Below are 18,084 nucleotides of genomic sequence, written 5' to 3' on the forward strand. Positions count from 1 at the left end.
TAGTCCGTGCCTGCACTGCCCTGGACATTGGAGGCTCGGATGCAACCGTTCCCGTTCACCCCGTGGGCCTGGCGCGACCCGTCGTGGCTGACCGACCGGGACCGAGCGGCGGAGGACGTCGAGCGGGAGGGCGCGGCGGGCGCCCGGCCGGACACCGGTGTGATCGGCTACCACGTCGAAGCCACCGACGGCGGCATCGGCAAGGTCGACGAGGACGACGCCGAGGTGCCCGCGGACTGCCTCATGGTCGACACCGGTCCGTGGATCTTCGGCCGCAAGGTCGTCCTGCCCGTGGGCACCGTGCACCGCGTCGACCACGAGGAGCGCAAGGTCTACGTCGACCGCACCAAGGAGCAGATCAAGAACGCGCCCGAGTACGACCCGGGCGCCCCCGACCGCGACGACTACCGGCGTCGGACCGGCGACTACTACACCGAGACCTACCGCATCCCGCCGATGATGTAGCCGGAGCACGTGCCACGGTCCACCGCGAAGCGGACGGACCGATCCCGACCGGGGTCGCGGCAACGCACCGCGACTCCGGTCGCTCCGTTCAGCGGCACCGGAGCACCGCCGACCGCTCCGGCGGCACGGGGCGCTAGATCGTCGTCAGCGCCCGCCGTTGGAACACCACCAGCGCGACGCCGAGCGCCACCACCGCCATGCCCGCCAGCACCGCGACCTCGACCAGCACCGACCCCAGCCCCGCCGACGGGCGGGACAGGGTGAGCAGCGCGTCCATCGCCCACGAGTGCGGGAACAGGTAGCCGATCGTGGTCAGCGCTTCGCCGGCCACCTCGCGCGGCCACAGGCAGCCGCCCAGCATGCCCAGCACGATGCCCACCGGGGGGCCGATGGCCGGGGCCTGCTGCGGCGAGCGCACCAGGGCGCCGACCAGCATCGCGGCGCCCGTGGCGATCAGGCAGAACAGCGCCACGACCACCGCCACGCCCAGCGGGTCGCCCCACCGCACGTCGAACAGGAACCGGCTCGCCACGATGATCAGCAGGGACTGCGCGACCGCCACCCCGAACCGGCTCACCGCCTCGCCCAGCAGCACCCGGCTCCGCCGCACCGGTGCGGCCAGGGAGCGGCGGACCATGCCGATGCGGCGGCTCTCGACCAGCGCGGCGGCGACGGCCATCGAGTTGATGAACGTGAACAGCAGCAGGTTCGCGGGCGCGGTGTAGGCGAAGCCGGTCGGCTTGGCGGAGTCCTCGCCACCCGTCGAGGCGACGGTGACCGCCACCGACTCCTCCCGCGCCGTGCGCACGTACGCCTCGGCCTGCTCCGGCGACGCGCCCGCCGCCCGCGCCGCGCGGGTCGCCTCCAGGACCGCAGCCACCTTGCCGACCGCCACGTCGATCTTGCTGCGCGCGGCCATGCCGCTGCCGCTGGTCTGGGTCATGACCAGTTCGAGTTCGGTGTCGCCCGGCGCCACGACCAGTCCCGCGGCCAGCTCACCCTGGCGGACGCCGTCGCGGACCTCCTCCTCGTCCTCCGCGCGCCGCACCTCCAGCGCCTCGTCGGACTCCAGCTCGGCGACCACGGCCGCCGACACCGGGTCGGAGGTGTCGGCGACCACGGCCACCGGCAGCTTCGCGTCCGACGAGCCCCCCATGGCCATGCCGACGAACACGATCGTCACGAACGGCATGACGACGATGAAGAACATGCCGACCTTGTCGCGCAGCTGGCGCTTCAGGTTGGCCAGCACCAGCGCGGTGACGGGGCGGGGCCTCACGCGAACCTCCCCTTGCGGAAGCCGAGCAGCGCCAGCGCGCCGGCGACGACGCCGATGCCGGTGACCACGGCGATCGGCACGAGCACGGCGGACGGCCCGGCGCCGGTGCCCGCCAGCTCCGACAGCCCTGCCGACACCCACCCGTTGGGCGTGATCAGCGAGACGCCGCGCAGCCACTCGGGCAGGTTGTAGACGGGCACGATGCTGCCGCCCAGGAACGCGAACACGAACGCCACGCCGAGCGTGTAGCCGTCGGCCTGCGCGTCGGTCTTCGCGCGGCTGGCCACCAGCATCACGATCGCGGTCGCCGCGAACACGTGCGCCAGCAGCAGCGGGAACACCCCGGCCGGGTCGCCCCAGCTCGCGCCGAAGATCAGCACCGAGGACAGCCAGGTCGCGCACATGCTGACCAGCGCCAGCCCGAACCCGACCGCGCTCTTGCCCACCAGCGCCGTCCACAGCGGCACCGGCGCGGCGCGCATCCGGTCGAGCGTGCCGTTCTGCCGCTCGGTGAGCAGGCTGCGGGCCGTGGTGCCGACGACGAAGAACGCGAACATCACCGCCATGCCCGAGCCGTAGTGCACGGCCAGGTCCACCCGACCGCCCGCGACCGGGTCGCCGACCAGCGACAGCGGCGGCCCGGCCGCGCCGTTCTCCTCCACGAAGAGCTGCACCCGGTCGGCGGGCACGCCCGCCTCCAGCGAGGCGCGCACGGCCAGCGTCCTGGCCTCGACCAGCGCCGAGATCCGGTCGACCATGCTGCGCGCCACCACACCCGCCAGCGGCGACTCGGGCGACTCCAGGACGGACACCTGCCCGCCGCGGCCCGCGCCGACGCCCTCGCTGAACCCGGCGGGGAACACCAGGGCCGCACCCGCCTCGCCGCCGTCGACCGCGGTGCGCGCCGCGCCCTCGTCCGGGTACTGGCGGAAGGTCAGCACGCCCTTCAGCTCGTCGGTGTTCAGCGCCTCGCGCTGCACGCTGGCCGGGAACTCGCCGCCGTCGAGGTCGACCACGCCGATGGTCGCCTTGAGCGGCGGGTCGTCGTCACCGCCCAGCGCCAGCCCGAACAGGGTCGCGAGCAGGATCGGCGCGACGAGCGCGATCAGCGGCGCGGTGCCGTCCCGCAGCCGCGACCGCAACTCGTGCCCGCCCACGACCAGCAGGGCACGCAAGGTGCTCTTCCCCAAGGTTCTCGCCCATCCCTAGCTCGGTCCGCGTCAGTCGCGCAGGGTGCTGCCGGTGAGGTGCAGGAACGCCGCCTCCAGGTCGGGCTCGACCACCTCGACACCGGTCACCGCGCCCGCGTCGCCGACGGCGGTCAGCAGCGCGGGCAGCAGGTGCCGCCCGCCGGCGACGAGCAGCCGGATCGACGCCGACCCGGTGACCACCGCCTCGGACACGCCCTCCACGGCCCGCAGCTTCTCGGCCGCCGCGGTGACGTCGCCGTCCACCGTCAGCTCCACGCGGTCCGTGCCGCCCAGTTCGGCGACCAGCTCGCGCTTGGTCCCGTCGGCGACCACGCGGCCCCGGTCGATGATCCCGACCCGCGTGCACACCCGCTCCACCTCCTCCATGTAGTGGGAGGTGTAGAGCAGGCTCATGCCCTCGCCGACCAGCGCCTCGACCCGGTCCAGGATGGCGACGCGGCTCTGCGGGTCCACGCCGACCGTCGGTTCGTCGAGGATGAGCAGGCTCGGCCGGTGCAGCAGGGCCACGGCGATGTTGGTGCGCCGCTTCATGCCGCCGGAGTAGGTGTCCACCTTGTCGTCGCCGCGACCGGTCAGGCCGACCAGGTCCAGCACCTCGCCGATGCGCGAGGCCAGCTCGCGGCGCGGCAGGCCGTGGAGCCTGCCGAAGTAGCGCAGGTTCTCCCGGGCGGTCAGCTCCGGGTACAGCGCGATCTCCTGCGGCACGTACCCGATGAGCCGCTTGGCGGCCACCGGGTCCGCGTCGACGTCGATGCCGCCGACCCGCACCGAGCCCTGGTCCGGGCGCAGCAGCCCGACGAGCATGGAGATGGTCGTGGTCTTGCCGGCCCCGTTGGGGCCGAGCAACCCGTACGCCTCCCCCTCGTCGATGTGGAAGCCGACCTGGTCGACCACGGTCTTGTCGCCGTAGCGCTTGACCAGGCCCTCGCACACCAGCGCAGGCGTCATGTCGTCCTCTCGATCAAGGTCCGCACCCGTCGATCCGCTCCGGCTGGGAGGAGCCCACCACGTTGTTGCGGAAGCGCTGGTTGCCGGGGTCGGTGCCGATCTGCACGTCGAACGGGCTGTTGCCGGTGATGGTGTTCCACTCGAAGCAGTTGTCCACCGAGTCGGAGCCGCCCCAGTCCGCCGACGAGGCCAGGACCAGCGCGGCGCCCATGACCGACGGGCCACCGGGTTCGTTGCCGTGCACCCGGTTGCCGACGACCGAGACGCGCTGGACGCCGATGGCGGCGATGCCGACGCCGGAGATCGGCGGACCGGCGAACCCCAGCACGCCGGGCTCGTCGCCACCGGAGGCCAGGGTGTTGCCGGTGATGTCGTTGTCCGCGACGAGCACGTCGGCGACGCCGCCGGGGAGCTCGCCCTCGTACGTCTGGTGCAGCAGCAGCACGCCCGCCGCGTTGCCGTGGCTGCGGTTGCGCAGCACCCGCGCGCGGCTGGAGTTGTCGATGAACACGCCGAAGGCGTTGGCGGTGCTCTCGCTGTCGGCGATCAGCGCGTCGGCGGCCGGGCAGAACGCCAGCGCGATGCCGCCGTACTGGCTGCCCTCGGCACGGCAGCGCAACACCTCCACCTCGGCCGACTCGCGCACGTACAGGCCCCACACCGCGTTGTCGACCGACTCGACGTCGACGAGCCGCAGGTTGGTCGCGGTGTGCGCGTAGACGCCCGCGCCGGAGAAGCCGCGCACGGTCAGGCCCTCGACGGTCACACCGGAGACGTCGTGCGCGGTGATGCCGCTGACCACGTCGGCGGGCGCGTCGTGCAGCGCCGGCACGGCGCTGGGCGTGACGGCGCCGGGCACGATCACCGTGCGGCCCGCGCCCGCGCCGACGAGCGTGACGTCCGGGCGGGCGATCACCAGGTTGCCCTCGTAGGAGCCCTCGGCCAGGCGCAGCACCGCGCCCGGAGCGCAGGCGTCGAGCGCTTCCTGGACGGAATCCCCCGGTTGAATGCGGACTTCGGCCGGGGCCTCGGTCACGGGCATCGCAGCGCTCCTCTCGACGTGGTGGTCAGTATGGCAAGGGCGACGATCAGGTCGCCGCGGAAGCCCCAGCGGGCCATGCCGACGACGGCCGCGTCGTCACCGGGCTCAGCGGACCGCTCGGTGAGCCGCGCCAGGGCGGCCGAGCCGCTGGCCCCGAACACGGTGTAGGCGCAGCGCTCGGTCATCGACACCCGGGTGGCCGCCTCGACCTCGGGCACGGCGGCGGCCAGCAGCGGGTCGGTCCACTCCGCACCGGGCGGCGGCGCCTCGCCGCGCGCTTCGAAGTCGTGCCAGGAGAACCCGGGCGGACGGCCGCCGATGGCCTTCACCAGGCATTCCTTGACCGCGACCGTGGCCGCGGTGGCGAGGCCGGGGTCGGCGTGCAGGTCGTGCTCGGTGGGCGAGGCGACGTGCCGGGTGTAGGCGGGTCCGCTGTAGGACATGGCGCGGGTGACCCGGGCGACGTCCACCACGTCCACCCCGAACAGCATCAGCGGCGCCGTCACCCGGTGACCCCGTCGAGGAACCGCAGCAGCTCGGCGGTGTAGACCTCGCCGCGCTCGATCATCGGGATGTGCCCGCAGTCCTCGACGGTGACGAACTCGGTGTTCGCGTGCCTCGGCACCAGGTCGAGCCACGGTTCGATCGGCGTCATGCGGTCGTGGCGGCCCCAGATGTACAGCGACGGGCAGGTGACCTTGTCCATCGCCGGGTCGACCTGGTAGGTCCTGGTGGCGCGGATGCTGCGGGCCATCGCGACCATCGCCGAGCCCTGGCGCAGCAGCTGCGCGGTCGACTCCACCTGCTCGTCGGTGAACAGCGGTTCGCCGTGGAAGAGGGCGGCCAGCATGCGGTCGCGGAACTGCTCGCCCTGCAACCGCACGTCGCCCCGCCGGTCCATGTTCAGGCCCACGTCGGGGTCGGCGCTCAGGCCGGGCGCGCCGCTGACCGCGATGGCCCTCACCCGGTCCGGGAAGCGGCCCGCGAGGTCGATGGCGACCAGGCCGCCCAGCGAGTTGGCGCAGATCACGACCTCCTCCGCGCCGGCCGCGTCCACGGCCTCCATCAGGGCGTCGCCGAGGCGTTCGATGGAACCCGCGATCTTCGCGTCCACCCCGCAGATCGGCTCCTCGGTGCGCAGCACCGGCCACCCGGCGTCGGCGAGGGCGGCGAACGGGTGGTCCCAGATCCAGCCGCCCGCGAACAGGGCGGACATGAAGGCCACCAGCGGTCGCCCGCCCGGTGCGGGCCGGTGGTCGGCGGTGAAGACCGTCATCGGGCAACTCCTGGCGTCATCAGAACAGGGGGTCGGGGGTCGGGGTGGCGCCGCACGCGCAGGTCCGGCCCGCGCCCGCGTCGACCACCTCCTCGCAGTCGGGGCAGCGCAGGTGGAAGCTCTCCCGCTCCAGCACCCACACGCTGGTGTAAGCCCCGGTGCACAGGCCGCTGCGGAAGAACTTCCGCAGGGACCGCTGGTGCGGCCGGGCGTGCACGGCGCGGACCGACTCGGGGCGGTCGAAGGCGCTGATCGTGTACTTGCGGGTGCCGATCTCGAACGTGCCCACGCCGAGGAAGCCCTTCGAGGCGCGCAGCGACTTGACCACCTCGGTGCTGAGCAGGTCGACGTCCGCGCCCTCGACGTCGTCGCGGACGTCCAGGTAGGTGAACGTGAGCACCCGCGGGTAGTCGGTCCTGCCCGTCGTCGTGCGCGCGCTGATGCCGTACTCCTGCACCTCGTCGCGGGCGGGGAGGAAGCGCGGCGTGTGGCCGAGCGACGAGGCCAGCGCGACCCGGTCGAAGTGGCGGCGCACGCGCACCGCGCCGTCCACGAGGGTCAGCACGTCCGCGCCGGCCACCGCCGCCGCGCCGCCCGTGCCCGGCATCCCCAGGTAGGGGGCGCGGTGCGTGGCGGTCAGGGTCCAGGTCAGCACGACGGTGTCGCCCGCGTCGGCGGCCGGCGCGAAGTCGAGCGCCAGGTCCGGGAACCGGGTCAGCACGGCCTCGACGTGCGCGACGAGGTCCGCGCCCGCCACCGGCTCCGGGGTGTCCGGGTCGGCGAACCCCGCCACCGCGTCCGCGATGGCGGCGGCGTCGCGCTCGCGCCAGGCCGCGGCCCACCGCGCGGCGGTCTCGATCAGGTCCATGCGGTCACCGCTTCCAGGTCGTGGTCCTCGGGCAGCCGGGCCGAGGTCAGCGCCACCGCGAACGCCAGGTCGGCGGTGTGGCTCACGGAGACCCGGATGCGGGTGCCCGCCGCCTCCCTGCCGTCCAGCACGCCGATCAGGCGCACGCCCGGCGGGTGGCCGTGCAGGCAGGCCGCCGTGCGGCTGCACAGGGGCGCGGGCAGGGGCAGCACCTCCACCGCGCCCAGGTGCTCCGCGGTCACGGGCTCACCCAGCAGGCGCAGCACGGCGTACTTGGCCGCCAGCCTGCCCGCCCAGTGCTGGAGGGTGCGCCCGGCGCCGGACCGCAGCCGTTCCGGGCGGGTGAACACGGCCTCCAGCGGCATCGGGTCGACCAGCTGCCACGGCGCGGTCAGCTCGCCGAAGGCGATGGCGGCGCTACCCCACCCGGTCATGCCGCGGGCTCCGGGCGGCGCAGCCGGCGCACGGCGGCCGGGTCGGCCATGCTGACGCAGCGCGCGCCGACGCCGCGCAGCAACCCGGCGAGCACCTTGCTGTCGCCGACCTCGACCAGGGTCTCCGCGTCGGCGAGCACGCGCATCGTGGCGGTCCAGCGCACCCGCGCGGTGAGCTGCGCGATCAGCGCGTCCACGACGGTCGGCAGGTCGGTGGTCGGCTCCGCGGTCGCGTTCGGGACCACCGGGACGCGGGGCGGGCGCATCGGTGTCGCGCGCACCGCCTCGGCCCAGCCGTCCAGCGCGCCCGCCATCAGCGGCGAGTGGAACGCGTTGCTCACCTTGAGCGCCACCAGCTTGCGGGCGCCGGCGGCCCCGGCCAGCGCGGCGAGCCGCTCGACGGCGGCGGTCGCCCCGGAGACCACGGTGTGGTCCGGCGCGTTCTCCAGGCCGACGACCAGCGGCTCACCCGGCCGGGCCGCCTCGGCGGCCAGCTCCTCCACCCGCTCCGGCGGCAGGCCCAGCACGGCGGTCATGCCGCCGGTGTCGGGCAGGTCGGCCATCAGCCGGGCCCGGGTGGCGACCAGGCGCAGCGCGGCGTCGGCGTCCAGCACGCCCGCCGCGCACAGCGCGCTGATCTCGCCGACGCTGTGCCCGGCGACGACGTCCGGCTCCACGCCGCTCTCCCGCAGGACCGCGAGCGCGGCGAGGTTGCACGCGGTCACGGCGGGCTGCGCGTGCAGGGTGTCGACGAGCTTGTCCAGCGGCCCGCGGGAGCACAGCTCGGACACCGGCTCGGGCAGCAGCTCGTCGGCGCGCGCGACCACCGCCGCGCCCACCGGGTCGCGGCGCAGCCAGCCGCCCATGCCGACCCGGACCGTGCCCTGACCGGGGAACACGAAGCCGATCACCTGCGAACCTCCAGTCTCCTGCGCTGCCCCTGCCGACGAGCCGGCGCCGATCAGAGCCTGCGCCGCCGGGTGGGCACCGCCGCGGCCTTCTCGGTGCCCAGGAAGCCCAGCAGCAGCTTGGTGACGATCTCCGGCTGGTCCAGCGGGATCCAGTGGCTGGCGTCCTCGACGCGCTCGTAGCGCCACGAGCCCTTGACGAACTTCACCGAGCCCTTCATGCCCTCTTCGAGCAGCGCCTTGTCCCCGGTGGACCAGATGCCGAGGGTGGGCGCGAGCACGGGCGGGAAGTTGCTCTCCACGCGCAGCTCGGCCTCGGGCGAGCGGTTGGCGCGGTACCAGTTCAGCGCCGCGGTGAGCGCGCCCGGCTTGGCCAGCTCGCGCGGGTAGCGCTGGTGGTCGCCCTCGCCGCCCATGATCTCCTTGAACAGCCGCCACCCGTTGCGCCGCAGCAGCTGTTCGCTCACGCCGGGGAACTGGTAGAAGAGCATGTACCAGCTGGCCTTGCGCTGCTCGATCGACGGCGTGCCGAACACGCCGGGGTGGCCGACCGACAGCACGGCGAGGTGGTCGACGCGGCGCGGCATCAGGAAGGCGTACATCCACGCGATAGCGGCGCCCCAGTCGTGCCCGACGATGTGCGCCTTGGGGATGCCGAGGTGCTGCGTCAGGGCGACGACGTCGTTGACGATCGTGCGCATGTCGTACGCCTCGACCTCCTGCGGCTTGCCCGACTCGCCGAAACCGCGCAGGTCGGGCGCGATGACGCGGAAGCCCGCCTCCACCAGGGGGTCGATCTGGTGCCGCCACAGGTAGTGGGAGTCGGGGAAGCCGTGCAGCAGCACGACCGGGTCGCCCTCGCCCTTGTCCACGTACGCGATGTCGACGCCGTTGACGTGCGCCGACCCGGTCAGCAGGGTGTCCTTGACGCTCATGCCCTCTCCCTGAACAGCCTCTCGGCGAAGAACTCGCTGAACCCGAACTCCGGCACGTCCTCCGGAGGCACCATGTTGAGCAGGCCGGTCACCGACGCGGCGAAGTTCTCGGCCATCAGCTCGCGCGCCCGGCGGCGGCGCTCGGCGGCGACGGGCCCGAACTCGCAGTGCAGCTTGGCGATGATGCCCGCGCCGAAGTGCAGCCGGTCCATCCGGAACTTGCGCTCGGCCAGGTACCCCGCGAAGGCGGCGGGCGACCAGTCGTCGCCGCCGGTCAGCACCTCGCACACGGCGCGGGTGTCGCGCAGGCTGCACGACAGGCCGGTGCCGAGCACGGTGTCGGCGTTGCCCGCCTCGTCCCCGACGAGCACCACGCCGTCCAGGACGACCGGCTGCTCGGGGAACATCGCCACCGACGGCCACAGCTTGAGCGGCCCGATCGACTTCGCGGCGGCGTACACGGCCTTGCCGCGGTCGGGCAGGGACGCCAGCTCGAAGTCCGCGATGAACCGCCGCTCGCCACCCGGTCCCTGGTAGAGCTTCCGGTTGGCGGTCGGGAAGTTGATGTAGAGCCGGGCGTTGCCGTCGCCCTGCGGGAACACCATGAACATCTTCTCGTCCTCGGTGCCCATCGCCTGCACGTCCATCGGCCAGTCGTCCAGGCCGGTGACCCGCAGCCCGCCGCCCCAGTGGTGCACCGAGGTCGCCATGGACACGCCGACCTGGCGGCCGACCGTGCAGCCGCGGCCGGTGGCGCCGATGACCATGCGCGGCTTGGCCAGGTGCTCCTGCCCGGCACGCGTCCAGCGGACCTCCGGACTGGTCCCGGCGGTGACCTGGACCCGCTGCGCGCCCATCACCACGGTCGCGCCGTTGTCCTCGGCCTGCTCGGCCATCAACGCGCAGACCTCGTGGTGCGGGAACGACATGGGGCCGCCGACACCGGGCACGAACCGCGTCATGTCCACGGTCTCCGCCTCGGCCGGGTCGACCGTCTCGTCCCACTGCGTCCACTCGCGGATCTCCCACGCGCCGCCGAGGCCGAACGCGTCCTCCACGCCCAGCGTCTGCGCCTCCCGCAGGCCCCACGGCGCGATCCACTCGCCGCGCACGATGTCCTGGTAGGTCTCCTGCTTCTCCAGCAGCACCACGGACAGGCCGTTCAGCGCGAGGTTGGCCGCGGCGGACGCGCCCGCGATACCGCCGCCCACCACGACGACGTCGATCCCGGTGTGCTCGACGGTCATGCCTGCCACCTCTCCCAGGACGTGCGTTCCTTCGCCGGAACCCGCTTGGCGGGGCGGAAATCGGTGCCGATCGTGTAGGCGACCGGCACCAGGCAGACCTGGGTGACCCCGGCGGGGATGCCGAGCAGTTCGCCCACCTGCCGCTCGAACGGCAGGTGCATGCACGTGATCGTGCTGCCGAGGCCGCGGCTGCGCAGGGCCAACTGGAACGACCACACCGCGGGGAAGATCGAGCCGTAGAAGTTGCTGGCCCGCATGGCCCCGATCCGCACGCCCTCCTGCCAGGTGCCGAGGTTGCGGGTGCCGGTCGAGCCGAGCCACTCGGCGTCGATCGCGCCGATGTCCGGCGGCCGGCCGAGCACGCACGGGATCACCAGCGCGGGCACCCGGGCGATGGTCTCGGCCAGGGTGGCGGCGGAGGCGTTGTTCTTCCTGGCCTGCGGGCTGTTGCGGCGACGCCCGGACCGCGTCCACACCTCTTTCTGGTGGAACTGCCAGGAGATGTCGAACAGCTCCGCCAGCTGGTCCTTCACCGCCTGCTCGGTGATCACCACCCAGCGCCAGTTCTGCTGGTCGTTCGCGGTCGGCGCCTGGACGGCGACCTCCAGCGCCTCCTCGATCACCGCGCGCGGCACGGGCCGGTCGAGGTCGAGCCGGCGGCGCACCGACCGGGTGGTGGTGAGCAGCCGGTCGGTCTCCAGCACGTCGAAGGGCTCGCCGGTCATACCGCACCCAGCAGGGTTCCGCCGCGCACCGAGCCGGGCGCGGCGCTGAGCACCAGGGCCTTGGCCAGCGCGGCCGGCAGCTCGGGCTTGGTGACGTAGGACTCGACCGCGCCGGCGCGGGGGCTGGTGAGCCCCGGGATGGCCGGTGCGACGCCGTCGCGCAGGGCGAGGGCGGCCAGCGCCAGGTTCAGCGCGCCGGTGGCCGCGCCCGCGTCGCCGGTCAGGCCCGCGGTGGCGGTGAGCCGGGCGGACGGGACGGCGTCGAGCACCGCGCCCGCCTCCGCCTCGTCGGTCGCGCCGCCGGTGGCCGCGCCGATCACCAGGTCGACGCCCTCGGTGGGCAGCGCGGCGAGGGCGCGCTCCACCAGGGACCGCTCGTCGCCCGCTCCCGCGCCCGCGTGGGCGCTGCCCAGCACCCGCGCGTACGGGATCGCGCCCCGGGCGGCGGCGTGCGCGGCGGACTCGACGACCATGGCCACCGAAGCGGACGCGGGCGCCTCGCCCGAGTTCCGGTCGTAGGGGTTCACCTGCGCGCCGTCGCCGGACCTCGGCGCCTCGTCGGCCGCGACCAGGACCACCACGTCGGCCTTGCCCGCGCGGATGGTCTCCACCGCGCAGTCCAGCGCGATGGACGCCGACGCGTTGCCGTTGCAGATGGTGGTGGTCGGGCCGCGCAGGCCCAGGGTCTGGCAGACCGCACCGCCGGTGGCGTTGAGCACCACGTTGGAGAAGCTGAGCACGGCGGGCTTGTTCGGGTTCGCCAGCACGCTCTCGTCGAACCCGTCGGTGCTCTCCACCGAGCCCGCCGCGGTGGCGAAGATGACGCCCACGTTGTCCAGGGCGGCGCGGGGCAGCTTCAGCCCGGCGTCCTCCCAGGCCAGCCGCGAGGCGGCGATCGCCATGCGGGACAGGTTGTTCATGTGCCGCCACAGCGAGCGCGGCGCGAACGTGCGGCCCTCCAGGGAAGGCTCCGCGCCGACCGCGGTGCGGCCGTTGGCGACCGCCTCGGCGACCTCGGCGATGCCGGTGCCCAGGCCGGTGACCGGTCCGAGGCCGGTGAGGACGACCTCGGTGGCGGGCAGCTCGTCGTACTCGCGCGGGCCGCCGGGGCGGCGCAGCACGAGCGAGGCGTTGTTGCCGCCGAACGCGTAGTTGTTGGACACCACGACGTCCATGGGCAGCGCACGCGCGGTGTTCGGCACGAAGTCCAGGGTGGACTCCGCGATCGCCTCTTCGGTGAACCCGATGGTGGGCGGCGCGGTCGCGGTGCGCAGGGCCAGCACGCTGGCCACCGCCTCGACCGCGCCCGCCGCGCCCAGCGTGTGCCCGATGAAGCTCTTGATGCTGCTGGTCGGCACCTGCGGCGCCCGCTCGCCGAACACGGCGCGCATGACCTTCTTCTCCATGGCGTCGTTGGCGGGCGTGCCGGTGCCGTGCCCGTTGACGTAGTCCACGGCGTCGGTGTCCAGGCCGGCGTCGGCCAGCGCCCGGCGCATGGCCGTGGCGCCGCCGCGGCCGGTCGGGTCCGGCGCGGTGGCGTGGTAGGCGTCGGCGGACAGGCCGTAGCCCGCGACCTCGGCCAGCGGCTCCGCGCCCCGGGCCAGCGCGTGGTCCAGCGCCTCCACGACCAGGAACGCGGCGCCCTCGCCCAGGTTCAGGCCGTCCGAGCGGCTGTAGGGGCCGCACGGGCGGGCGCTGAGGGCCTGCAGGCCCGCGAACCCCGCGTAGGTGCCGAACAGCAGGGGGTCGACACCGCCGGCGAGCACCACGTCCGCGTCCCCGGTGAGGATCTTGTCCTTGGCCAGGCCGACCGCGTTGCCGCCCGCCGCGCACGCGGTCGAGACCAGGATGCGCGGGCCGGTCATGCCCAGCTTGCGGGCGACGACGTCGCCGGTGGCGTGCATGGGCTGGTAGCCGCCCGCCGCGGTCGGGGTGGCCTGGCACTTGCCGAGGACCAACCCGAACCGCTCGCCGGGCGTGGCCGCGCCCAGCCCCGCCTGGGCGACCGCCTGCCGGGCCGCGACGAGGGCGAGCCGGGCAGTGCGGTCCAGCCCGGTGTCCTCGGCCGGCAGCTGCGCGTCGATCCACTCGTCGGGCACCTGGCCCGCGAACCTGGCCTCGAACGCGCCGAACCGCTCGTCCTCCACGGCGGTGATGCCGCCCCCGCCCGCGGTGAGCCGGCCCCAGAACTCCTCCGGGTCCCGGCCGACCGCGCAGATCACCCCGACCCCGGTGATGACCACTGGCCGCAGCGCCATGCTTGCTCCTCCTCGCGACCCCGGGCGAGCGCCCGGGTGACCAGATCAGATGATCGGGGTGCTCCAGCTCTTGGGCGTGACGTACGGGCTGGTCAGCGTGACGACCTCGGTGTCGCCGACGGTGACCGTGAGCCCGGCGGCGGCCAGGTCCGGCGGCAGCCGCAGCAGGCCGAGGGAGGACTTCAGCCCGACGCTGTGGACGGCGTGCACGACCTCGCCGATCCGCTCCCCGCCCACGGTGACCGGCGTGCCCGGAGCGGGCACCTCGGCGCCGCCGGAGAAGCCGACCGTGCGGCGCTCGGCCGTTCCCTCGAAGGCGGCGACCACGGCGTCACGCCCGATGAACTCGTCCTTGGTGATGTCCACGAGCCAGCCCGCGCCCATCTCCAGCACGTCGACCCCCTCGCCCGCCTCGTGGCGCACGACCGGCTGCCGCACCTCCAGCATCGCCAGCTCCACGGCCTCCTGGCCAGCGGGCACGGCGTGCTCCAGGGCCTTGGTCCACAGCCGCTCGGCCGACTCGCGCGGCACCAGCACCTTGTAGCCGTACTCGCCCGTCACACCGGTGCGGGCGAACAGGATGTCCACGCCGTCCCACTGGCTGTCCACGACGGACTCGAACGGCAGCGCGGCCAGCTCACCGTCGATCAGCCGGCCGACCACGCCCCACGCGTACGGGCCCTCCAGGCCGAAGAGGGCGTGCTCGGCGGTGCGGTCGGTGATCTCCACGCCGGGCTCGGCGTGCGCGCGCAGGTGCTCCAGCAGCCGGGTGCCGGCGCCGGTGGAGGACTCCAGCAGCAGGCCGTCCTCGCGGCCCCAGACCACGACCTGGTCCACGACGGCGCCGTCCTCGGCGAGCACCAGGCTCGTCATGCAGCGCTCGGCGGTCAGGTACTCCACGTCGCGCGCCAGCACCTTCTGCGCGAAGTCGGTCGCGCCGCTGCCGGAGAGCTCGATGATCCGCTCGCCGGACAGGTCCAGCAGGGCGGCCCGCTCCCGGATCGCCTCGTACTCGGCGTCGAGCGTGCTGAACCGCAGCGCGACCTCGGCGTCCAGGACGGTGCCGTACTCGGCGCCGTCGGGGTGCGCGGTCTTGACCGGCGACGTCAAGGGTTCCATTGTCGTGTCAAACCTTTCCGGTAGGGCTGGTGGCTGCCGGGTCGGCGATGGTGATGGTGCCCTCGGCGGCGACCTGGCCGTCGACCCTGGCGCTCACCTTGAACTCGCTGAAGCCCCGGCCTCCCGCCGTGCGGTCGGCGGTGAGGACGAGCCGGTCCCCCGGCACGACGGGGCGGCGGAACCTCATCGACCGCACGCCCGCGAGGTAGCCGATCGGCCCCGCGCCGGCGAGGGCGAACACCACGCCGGCCAGCTGGGCCATCGCCTCGACGACGATGACGCCCGGCAGCACGGCCGCGGTCGGGAAGTGCCCCTGGAACCACATCTCCGTGGCCGCGACGTTCTTGATCCCGACCGCGCCGACGCCCGGCTCGACCTTCTCGACCCGGTCGATCAGCAGGAAGGGCCAGCGGTGCGGCAGGACTTCCCGGAGCTGGTCGTTGGTCAGCGACGTCCCCGCCCGCACGGGCTCCTGGGTCGTCGTCATGCCGAACCGGTCGGCGCCTGCTCGGCCAGGGCCGGGTTCACGTGGTCGGCCAGGCGCGACACCGAGCCGAACACCGACATGTCGCTGTCGTAGAGGGCGACGCCGAACTCGGCCTCGATCGCCACGTACAGCTCCAGCACGTCGAGGCTGTCCAGTTCGAGCCCGCGGCCGAACAGCGGCTGGTCGTCGGTGATCCACGCGGGCTCGATCGGCAGGTCGAGCCGGGAGACGATCATCTTCTTGATCTGGGCGCACGTGTCGTGCCGGGCGGCCGCCGTGGCGCGCAGTTCGTCGAGGGTCACGCTTGTCCTTCCGTCCGCTGGGTGCTCCGGCCCCGGGTGTTCCGGCGCGGGGGTCAGCCGAGCCCGCCGCCGTTGGCGACGAACGTCTCGCTGGTGATGTAGGACGCCTTGTCGGAGGCCAGGAACGTGACCAGGTTCGCGATCTCCTCGGGTCGGCCCATGCGGCCGAGCCGGATGCGCGAGGCGTAGCCGTCGCGCAGCTTCGCGGGGATGACCTTGGTCATGTCGGTCTCGACGAACCCCGGCGCCACCACGTTGACGCGGATGCCGTGCGGCGCGGCCTCGTAGGACAGCGCCTTGGTGAACGCGATGATCGCGCCCTTGGACGCGACGTAGTTCGTCTGGCCGGGGAAGCCGCCGTCCAGGCCGCTCGCGGAGCTGAGGGTGACGATCGCGCCGCGCCTCTGGTGCTGCATGATGCGCATCGCCTCGCGGCAGGCCAGGAACGTGCCGTGCACGTTGATGTCCATCGTCTCGCGGAACGTGGCGCTGCTCATCGCGACCAGGTGCCGGTCCCGGGTCACACCCGCGCTGGTGACCAGCACGTCGAGCCTGCCGTGCTCGGAGCGCACGGAGCGGAACAGCTCGCGCACCGAGTCCTCGTCGGTCACGTCGGCCCGCACCGCGCTCGCGCTGCCGCCGTCCTGCTCGACCTGCGCGACCAGTTCCTTGGCCTGCTCCTCCGAGCGCGAGTAGTTGACCACGACGTGCACGCCGTGGGCCGCCAGGTCGACCACGACGGCCCGCCCGATCCCGCGCGACCCGCCGGTGACCACGGCGACCGATCCTTCGGCGAACATGGCGCCTCCCCACGTTGTCCAAGGCTTGCCCGCTGCGCACGCCGTCGTTCGCCGCAACGCTACTGACCTGCGACTTCAGTGCTCTATCACTTCGATATCCGCCTCCTTGACGTCCCCGCGGCGGTGTCGCAGGCTCATGCGCATGGCTGACTTCGAGGTCGACGTCCTGATCGTCGGTGGTGGTCCGGTCGGCCTCGCCGCGTCGATCGAGTGCTCCCGGCACGGGCTGACGTCGTTGCTGGTGGAGCGGCACGCCGGGACGTCGATCTTCCCCAAGGCGCGCCTGGTGTCCACCCGCACGATGGAGCTGGTCCGGGCGTGGGGGCTGGCGCGGGAGGTGGAGCGCGTCGGCCTGCCGCGCGAGGACAGCCTGGCCGTCGGCGTCGGCTCCTCGCTGACCGCGGAGGACTTCCACCGCGAGGTCGCCCCCGTCGCCGAGGACGCGCCGCACAGCCCCACGTACACCTACATCTGCGCGCAGGACAAGTTCGAGGTGGTCCTGCGGGACCTGGCCGAGGGCCTGCCCGGCGCCGACGTCAGGTTCTCCACCACGCTCACGTCCCTGGAGCAGGACGGGTCCGGTGTGGACGCGGTCGTCGAATCGGCGTCCGGCCGTGCGACCGTCCGCGCCCGCTACGCCATCGCGGCCGACGGCGGGCGCAGCACCGTGCGCGACCGGCTCGGCATCGGCGTCGAGGGCCCGCCGCCGCTCGGGCACATGATCAGCATCATGTTCGACGCCGACCTGGTGCCGCTGCTGACCGACCGGATGTGCGCGCTGTACTTCATCCGCAGCGCGATCCCCTGCGCGGTGGAGGCGGTGGACAACCAGCGGCGCTGGATCATCCAGACCGGCTACGACCCGGACGAGGGCGGCAGCGAAGCCGACTTCACGCCCGAGTTCTGCGTGCGGGTGGTGCGCGAGGCCGTCGGCGTGCCGGACCTGGACGTCGAGCTGGTCGGCGTGATGCCGTGGCTGCAGCAGGCGGTGACCGCGACGAGCTTCCGCTCGGGCCGGGTGTTCCTGGCGGGCGACTCGGCGCACGTGTCGACGCCGCAGGGCGGGTTCGGGATGAACTGCGGCATCCAGGACGCGCACAACCTGGTGTGGAAGCTGGCGGCGGTGCTGGCGGGCACGGCCGGCGAGGCCCTGCTCGACACCTACGACGCCGAGCGCCACCCGATCGGTGAGCGCACCGTCGGCGAGAGCCTGGCCAACGCCTTCATCACGTTCCGGATGATGGAGGGCGAGCTGTCCATGAAGGAGGCCATCGCGCAGCAGGCGGGTCGGCGCAGCTGCGAGGGCCTGGTCCTCGGCTTCCACTACGACTCGACCGCCGTCGTGCCGGACGGCACCGACGCCCCGGCGGTCGAGGACCCCTACCGGACGTACGTCCCCACCGCGCGACCGGGTCACCGCGCGCCGCACCTGCCGCTGACCCGGGGCGTGGAGACGTTGTCCACTTTGGACTTCTTCGGCACGGGGCTCGTCCTGCTCACCCCGGCGGGCAGCGGTTGGGCGCAGGTGGCGAAGGAGGTCGGCGCCCGGACCGGCGCGCCGATCACGGCGGTCGAGGTCTCGGCCGACGGCTCGACCGCGGTGGTGTCGCCCACGTGGGCCTCGGTCTACGGCGTGGGGACGGCGGGCGCGGTGCTGGTGCGCCCGGACGGCCACGTGGCCTGGCGCAGCACGGCTGCCGCGTCGGCGGAGGCGCTGTCGGCGGCGGTCGACACCGTTCTCGCACGTGGTTGACCGGCCCACCGCGACGTGCGCCGGTCG

At 73.6% G+C, this 18,084-nt stretch carries 19 protein-coding genes; 2 read left to right on the forward strand and 17 right to left on the reverse strand.

From position 1 onward, the window contains the following. Positions 1–39: 39 nt before the first annotated feature. Positions 40–465, forward strand: a complete 426-nt coding sequence (locus tag AB0F89_RS30910) for a PRC-barrel domain containing protein (protein ID WP_367129180.1) — start codon at positions 40–42, stop codon at positions 463–465. A gap of 133 nt (positions 466–598) precedes the next feature. Here the strand turns inward: AB0F89_RS30910 and AB0F89_RS30915 are convergent, their stop codons facing one another. From AB0F89_RS30915 to AB0F89_RS30995, 17 genes are read right to left on the reverse strand one after another with little or no spacing between them, the layout of a single operon-like run. Next, positions 599–1,744, reverse strand: a complete 1,146-nt coding sequence (locus AB0F89_RS30915; protein ID WP_367129181.1) for an ABC transporter permease — start codon at positions 1,742–1,744, stop codon at positions 599–601. Next, complete coding sequence (locus AB0F89_RS30920; RefSeq protein WP_367129182.1) at positions 1,741–2,934, reverse strand: ABC transporter permease; 1,194 nt, start codon at positions 2,932–2,934, stop codon at positions 1,741–1,743. The genes AB0F89_RS30915 and AB0F89_RS30920 overlap by 4 nt, the downstream gene beginning before the upstream one ends. 30 nt (positions 2,935–2,964) lie before the next feature. Next, complete coding sequence (locus AB0F89_RS30925) at positions 2,965–3,903, reverse strand: ABC transporter ATP-binding protein (protein WP_367129183.1); 939 nt, start codon at positions 3,901–3,903, stop codon at positions 2,965–2,967. A 13-nt stretch (positions 3,904–3,916) separates the two neighbouring features. Then, positions 3,917–4,945, reverse strand: coding sequence for a nitrous oxide reductase family maturation protein NosD (locus AB0F89_RS30930; protein WP_367129184.1), 1,029 nt, complete (start codon positions 4,943–4,945; stop codon positions 3,917–3,919). Continuing rightward, positions 4,936–5,451 (reverse strand): phosphopantetheinyl transferase, encoded by a 516-nt coding sequence (locus AB0F89_RS30935; RefSeq protein WP_367129185.1) that lies wholly within the window; start codon positions 5,449–5,451, stop codon positions 4,936–4,938. Before AB0F89_RS30935 ends, AB0F89_RS30930 begins: the two co-directional genes overlap by 10 nt. Beyond that, entirely contained in the window at positions 5,448–6,221 is a 774-nt protein-coding gene (locus tag AB0F89_RS30940; protein ID WP_367129186.1) for an alpha/beta fold hydrolase, read from the reverse strand. The genes AB0F89_RS30935 and AB0F89_RS30940 overlap by 4 nt, the downstream gene beginning before the upstream one ends. 19 nt (positions 6,222–6,240) lie before the next feature. Continuing rightward, positions 6,241–7,089, reverse strand: a complete 849-nt coding sequence (locus tag AB0F89_RS30945; protein WP_367129187.1) for an ester cyclase — start codon at positions 7,087–7,089, stop codon at positions 6,241–6,243. Then, positions 7,080–7,523, reverse strand: coding sequence for a phosphopantetheinyl transferase (locus AB0F89_RS30950; protein ID WP_367129189.1), 444 nt, complete (start codon positions 7,521–7,523; stop codon positions 7,080–7,082). The genes AB0F89_RS30945 and AB0F89_RS30950 overlap by 10 nt, the downstream gene beginning before the upstream one ends. Further along, positions 7,520–8,434 (reverse strand): ACP S-malonyltransferase, encoded by a 915-nt coding sequence (locus tag AB0F89_RS30955; protein WP_367129190.1) that lies wholly within the window; start codon positions 8,432–8,434, stop codon positions 7,520–7,522. The genes AB0F89_RS30950 and AB0F89_RS30955 overlap by 4 nt, the downstream gene beginning before the upstream one ends. 50 nt (positions 8,435–8,484) lie before the next feature. Continuing rightward, on the reverse strand, positions 8,485–9,366 hold the full coding sequence (locus AB0F89_RS30960; RefSeq protein WP_367129191.1) for an alpha/beta fold hydrolase: 882 nt from the start codon (positions 9,364–9,366) through the stop codon (positions 8,485–8,487). Continuing rightward, positions 9,363–10,613 (reverse strand): NAD(P)/FAD-dependent oxidoreductase, encoded by a 1,251-nt coding sequence (locus AB0F89_RS30965; RefSeq protein WP_367129192.1) that lies wholly within the window; start codon positions 10,611–10,613, stop codon positions 9,363–9,365. Before AB0F89_RS30965 ends, AB0F89_RS30960 begins: the two co-directional genes overlap by 4 nt. Beyond that, on the reverse strand, positions 10,610–11,338 hold the full coding sequence (locus AB0F89_RS30970; protein WP_367129193.1) for a nitroreductase family protein: 729 nt from the start codon (positions 11,336–11,338) through the stop codon (positions 10,610–10,612). The genes AB0F89_RS30965 and AB0F89_RS30970 overlap by 4 nt, the downstream gene beginning before the upstream one ends. After that, a complete protein-coding gene (locus AB0F89_RS30975) occupies positions 11,335–13,596 on the reverse strand; it encodes a beta-ketoacyl synthase N-terminal-like domain-containing protein (RefSeq protein ID WP_367129194.1) in 2,262 nt (753 codons plus the stop codon). Before AB0F89_RS30975 ends, AB0F89_RS30970 begins: the two co-directional genes overlap by 4 nt. 45 nt (positions 13,597–13,641) lie before the next feature. Further along, positions 13,642–14,706: an aminomethyltransferase family protein gene (locus tag AB0F89_RS30980; RefSeq protein ID WP_367129195.1), complete on the reverse strand. Its 1,065-nt coding sequence runs from the start codon at positions 14,704–14,706 to the stop codon at positions 13,642–13,644. 16 nt (positions 14,707–14,722) lie between these two features. Continuing rightward, entirely contained in the window at positions 14,723–15,202 is a 480-nt protein-coding gene (gene fabZ / locus AB0F89_RS30985; RefSeq protein WP_367129196.1) for a 3-hydroxyacyl-ACP dehydratase FabZ, read from the reverse strand. Further along, a complete protein-coding gene (locus tag AB0F89_RS30990) occupies positions 15,199–15,504 on the reverse strand; it encodes an acyl carrier protein (protein ID WP_053732927.1) in 306 nt (101 codons plus the stop codon). The genes fabZ and AB0F89_RS30990 overlap by 4 nt, the downstream gene beginning before the upstream one ends. Before the next feature lie 53 nt (positions 15,505–15,557). Beyond that, positions 15,558–16,304 carry a 3-oxoacyl-ACP reductase family protein gene (locus AB0F89_RS30995; RefSeq protein ID WP_367129197.1) on the reverse strand — a complete coding sequence of 249 codons (747 nt, stop codon included), beginning with the start codon at positions 16,302–16,304 and terminating at the stop codon, positions 15,558–15,560. Positions 16,305–16,446: 142 nt separating this feature from the next. Between AB0F89_RS30995 and AB0F89_RS31000 the strand changes: the two genes are divergently transcribed. Continuing rightward, entirely contained in the window at positions 16,447–18,057 is a 1,611-nt protein-coding gene (locus AB0F89_RS31000) for an FAD-dependent monooxygenase (RefSeq protein ID WP_367129198.1), read from the forward strand. Positions 18,058–18,084: the final 27 nt, after the last annotated feature.

It is taken from the genome of Saccharothrix sp. HUAS TT1, from assembly GCF_040744945.1.
Taxonomy (GTDB): Bacteria; Actinomycetota; Actinomycetes; order Mycobacteriales; family Pseudonocardiaceae; genus Actinosynnema.

Bases quoted from the DNA above. Each gene is read 5' to 3' on its own strand.
- AB0F89_RS30960 (WP_367129191.1), bottom strand. From the start codon at position 9,366: ATGAGCGTCAAGGACACCCTGCTGACCGGGTCGGCGCACGTCAACGGC.
- AB0F89_RS30930 (WP_367129184.1), bottom strand. From the start codon at position 4,945: ATGCCCGTGACCGAGGCCCCGGCCGAAGTCCGCATTCAACCGGGGGAT.
- AB0F89_RS30940 (WP_367129186.1), bottom strand. From the start codon at position 6,221: ATGACGGTCTTCACCGCCGACCACCGGCCCGCACCGGGCGGGCGACCG.
- fabZ (WP_367129196.1), bottom strand. From the start codon at position 15,202: ATGACGACGACCCAGGAGCCCGTGCGGGCGGGGACGTCGCTGACCAAC.
- AB0F89_RS30975 (WP_367129194.1), bottom strand. From the start codon at position 13,596: ATGGCGCTGCGGCCAGTGGTCATCACCGGGGTCGGGGTGATCTGCGCG.
- AB0F89_RS30950 (WP_367129189.1), bottom strand. From the start codon at position 7,523: ATGACCGGGTGGGGTAGCGCCGCCATCGCCTTCGGCGAGCTGACCGCG.
- AB0F89_RS30925 (WP_367129183.1), bottom strand. From the start codon at position 3,903: ATGACGCCTGCGCTGGTGTGCGAGGGCCTGGTCAAGCGCTACGGCGAC.
- AB0F89_RS30995 (WP_367129197.1), bottom strand. From the start codon at position 16,304: ATGTTCGCCGAAGGATCGGTCGCCGTGGTCACCGGCGGGTCGCGCGGG.
- AB0F89_RS30965 (WP_367129192.1), bottom strand. From the start codon at position 10,613: ATGACCGTCGAGCACACCGGGATCGACGTCGTCGTGGTGGGCGGCGGT.
- AB0F89_RS31000 (WP_367129198.1), top strand. From the start codon at position 16,447: ATGGCTGACTTCGAGGTCGACGTCCTGATCGTCGGTGGTGGTCCGGTC.
- AB0F89_RS30910 (WP_367129180.1), top strand. From the start codon at position 40: ATGCAACCGTTCCCGTTCACCCCGTGGGCCTGGCGCGACCCGTCGTGG.
- AB0F89_RS30970 (WP_367129193.1), bottom strand. From the start codon at position 11,338: ATGACCGGCGAGCCCTTCGACGTGCTGGAGACCGACCGGCTGCTCACC.
- AB0F89_RS30945 (WP_367129187.1), bottom strand. From the start codon at position 7,089: ATGGACCTGATCGAGACCGCCGCGCGGTGGGCCGCGGCCTGGCGCGAG.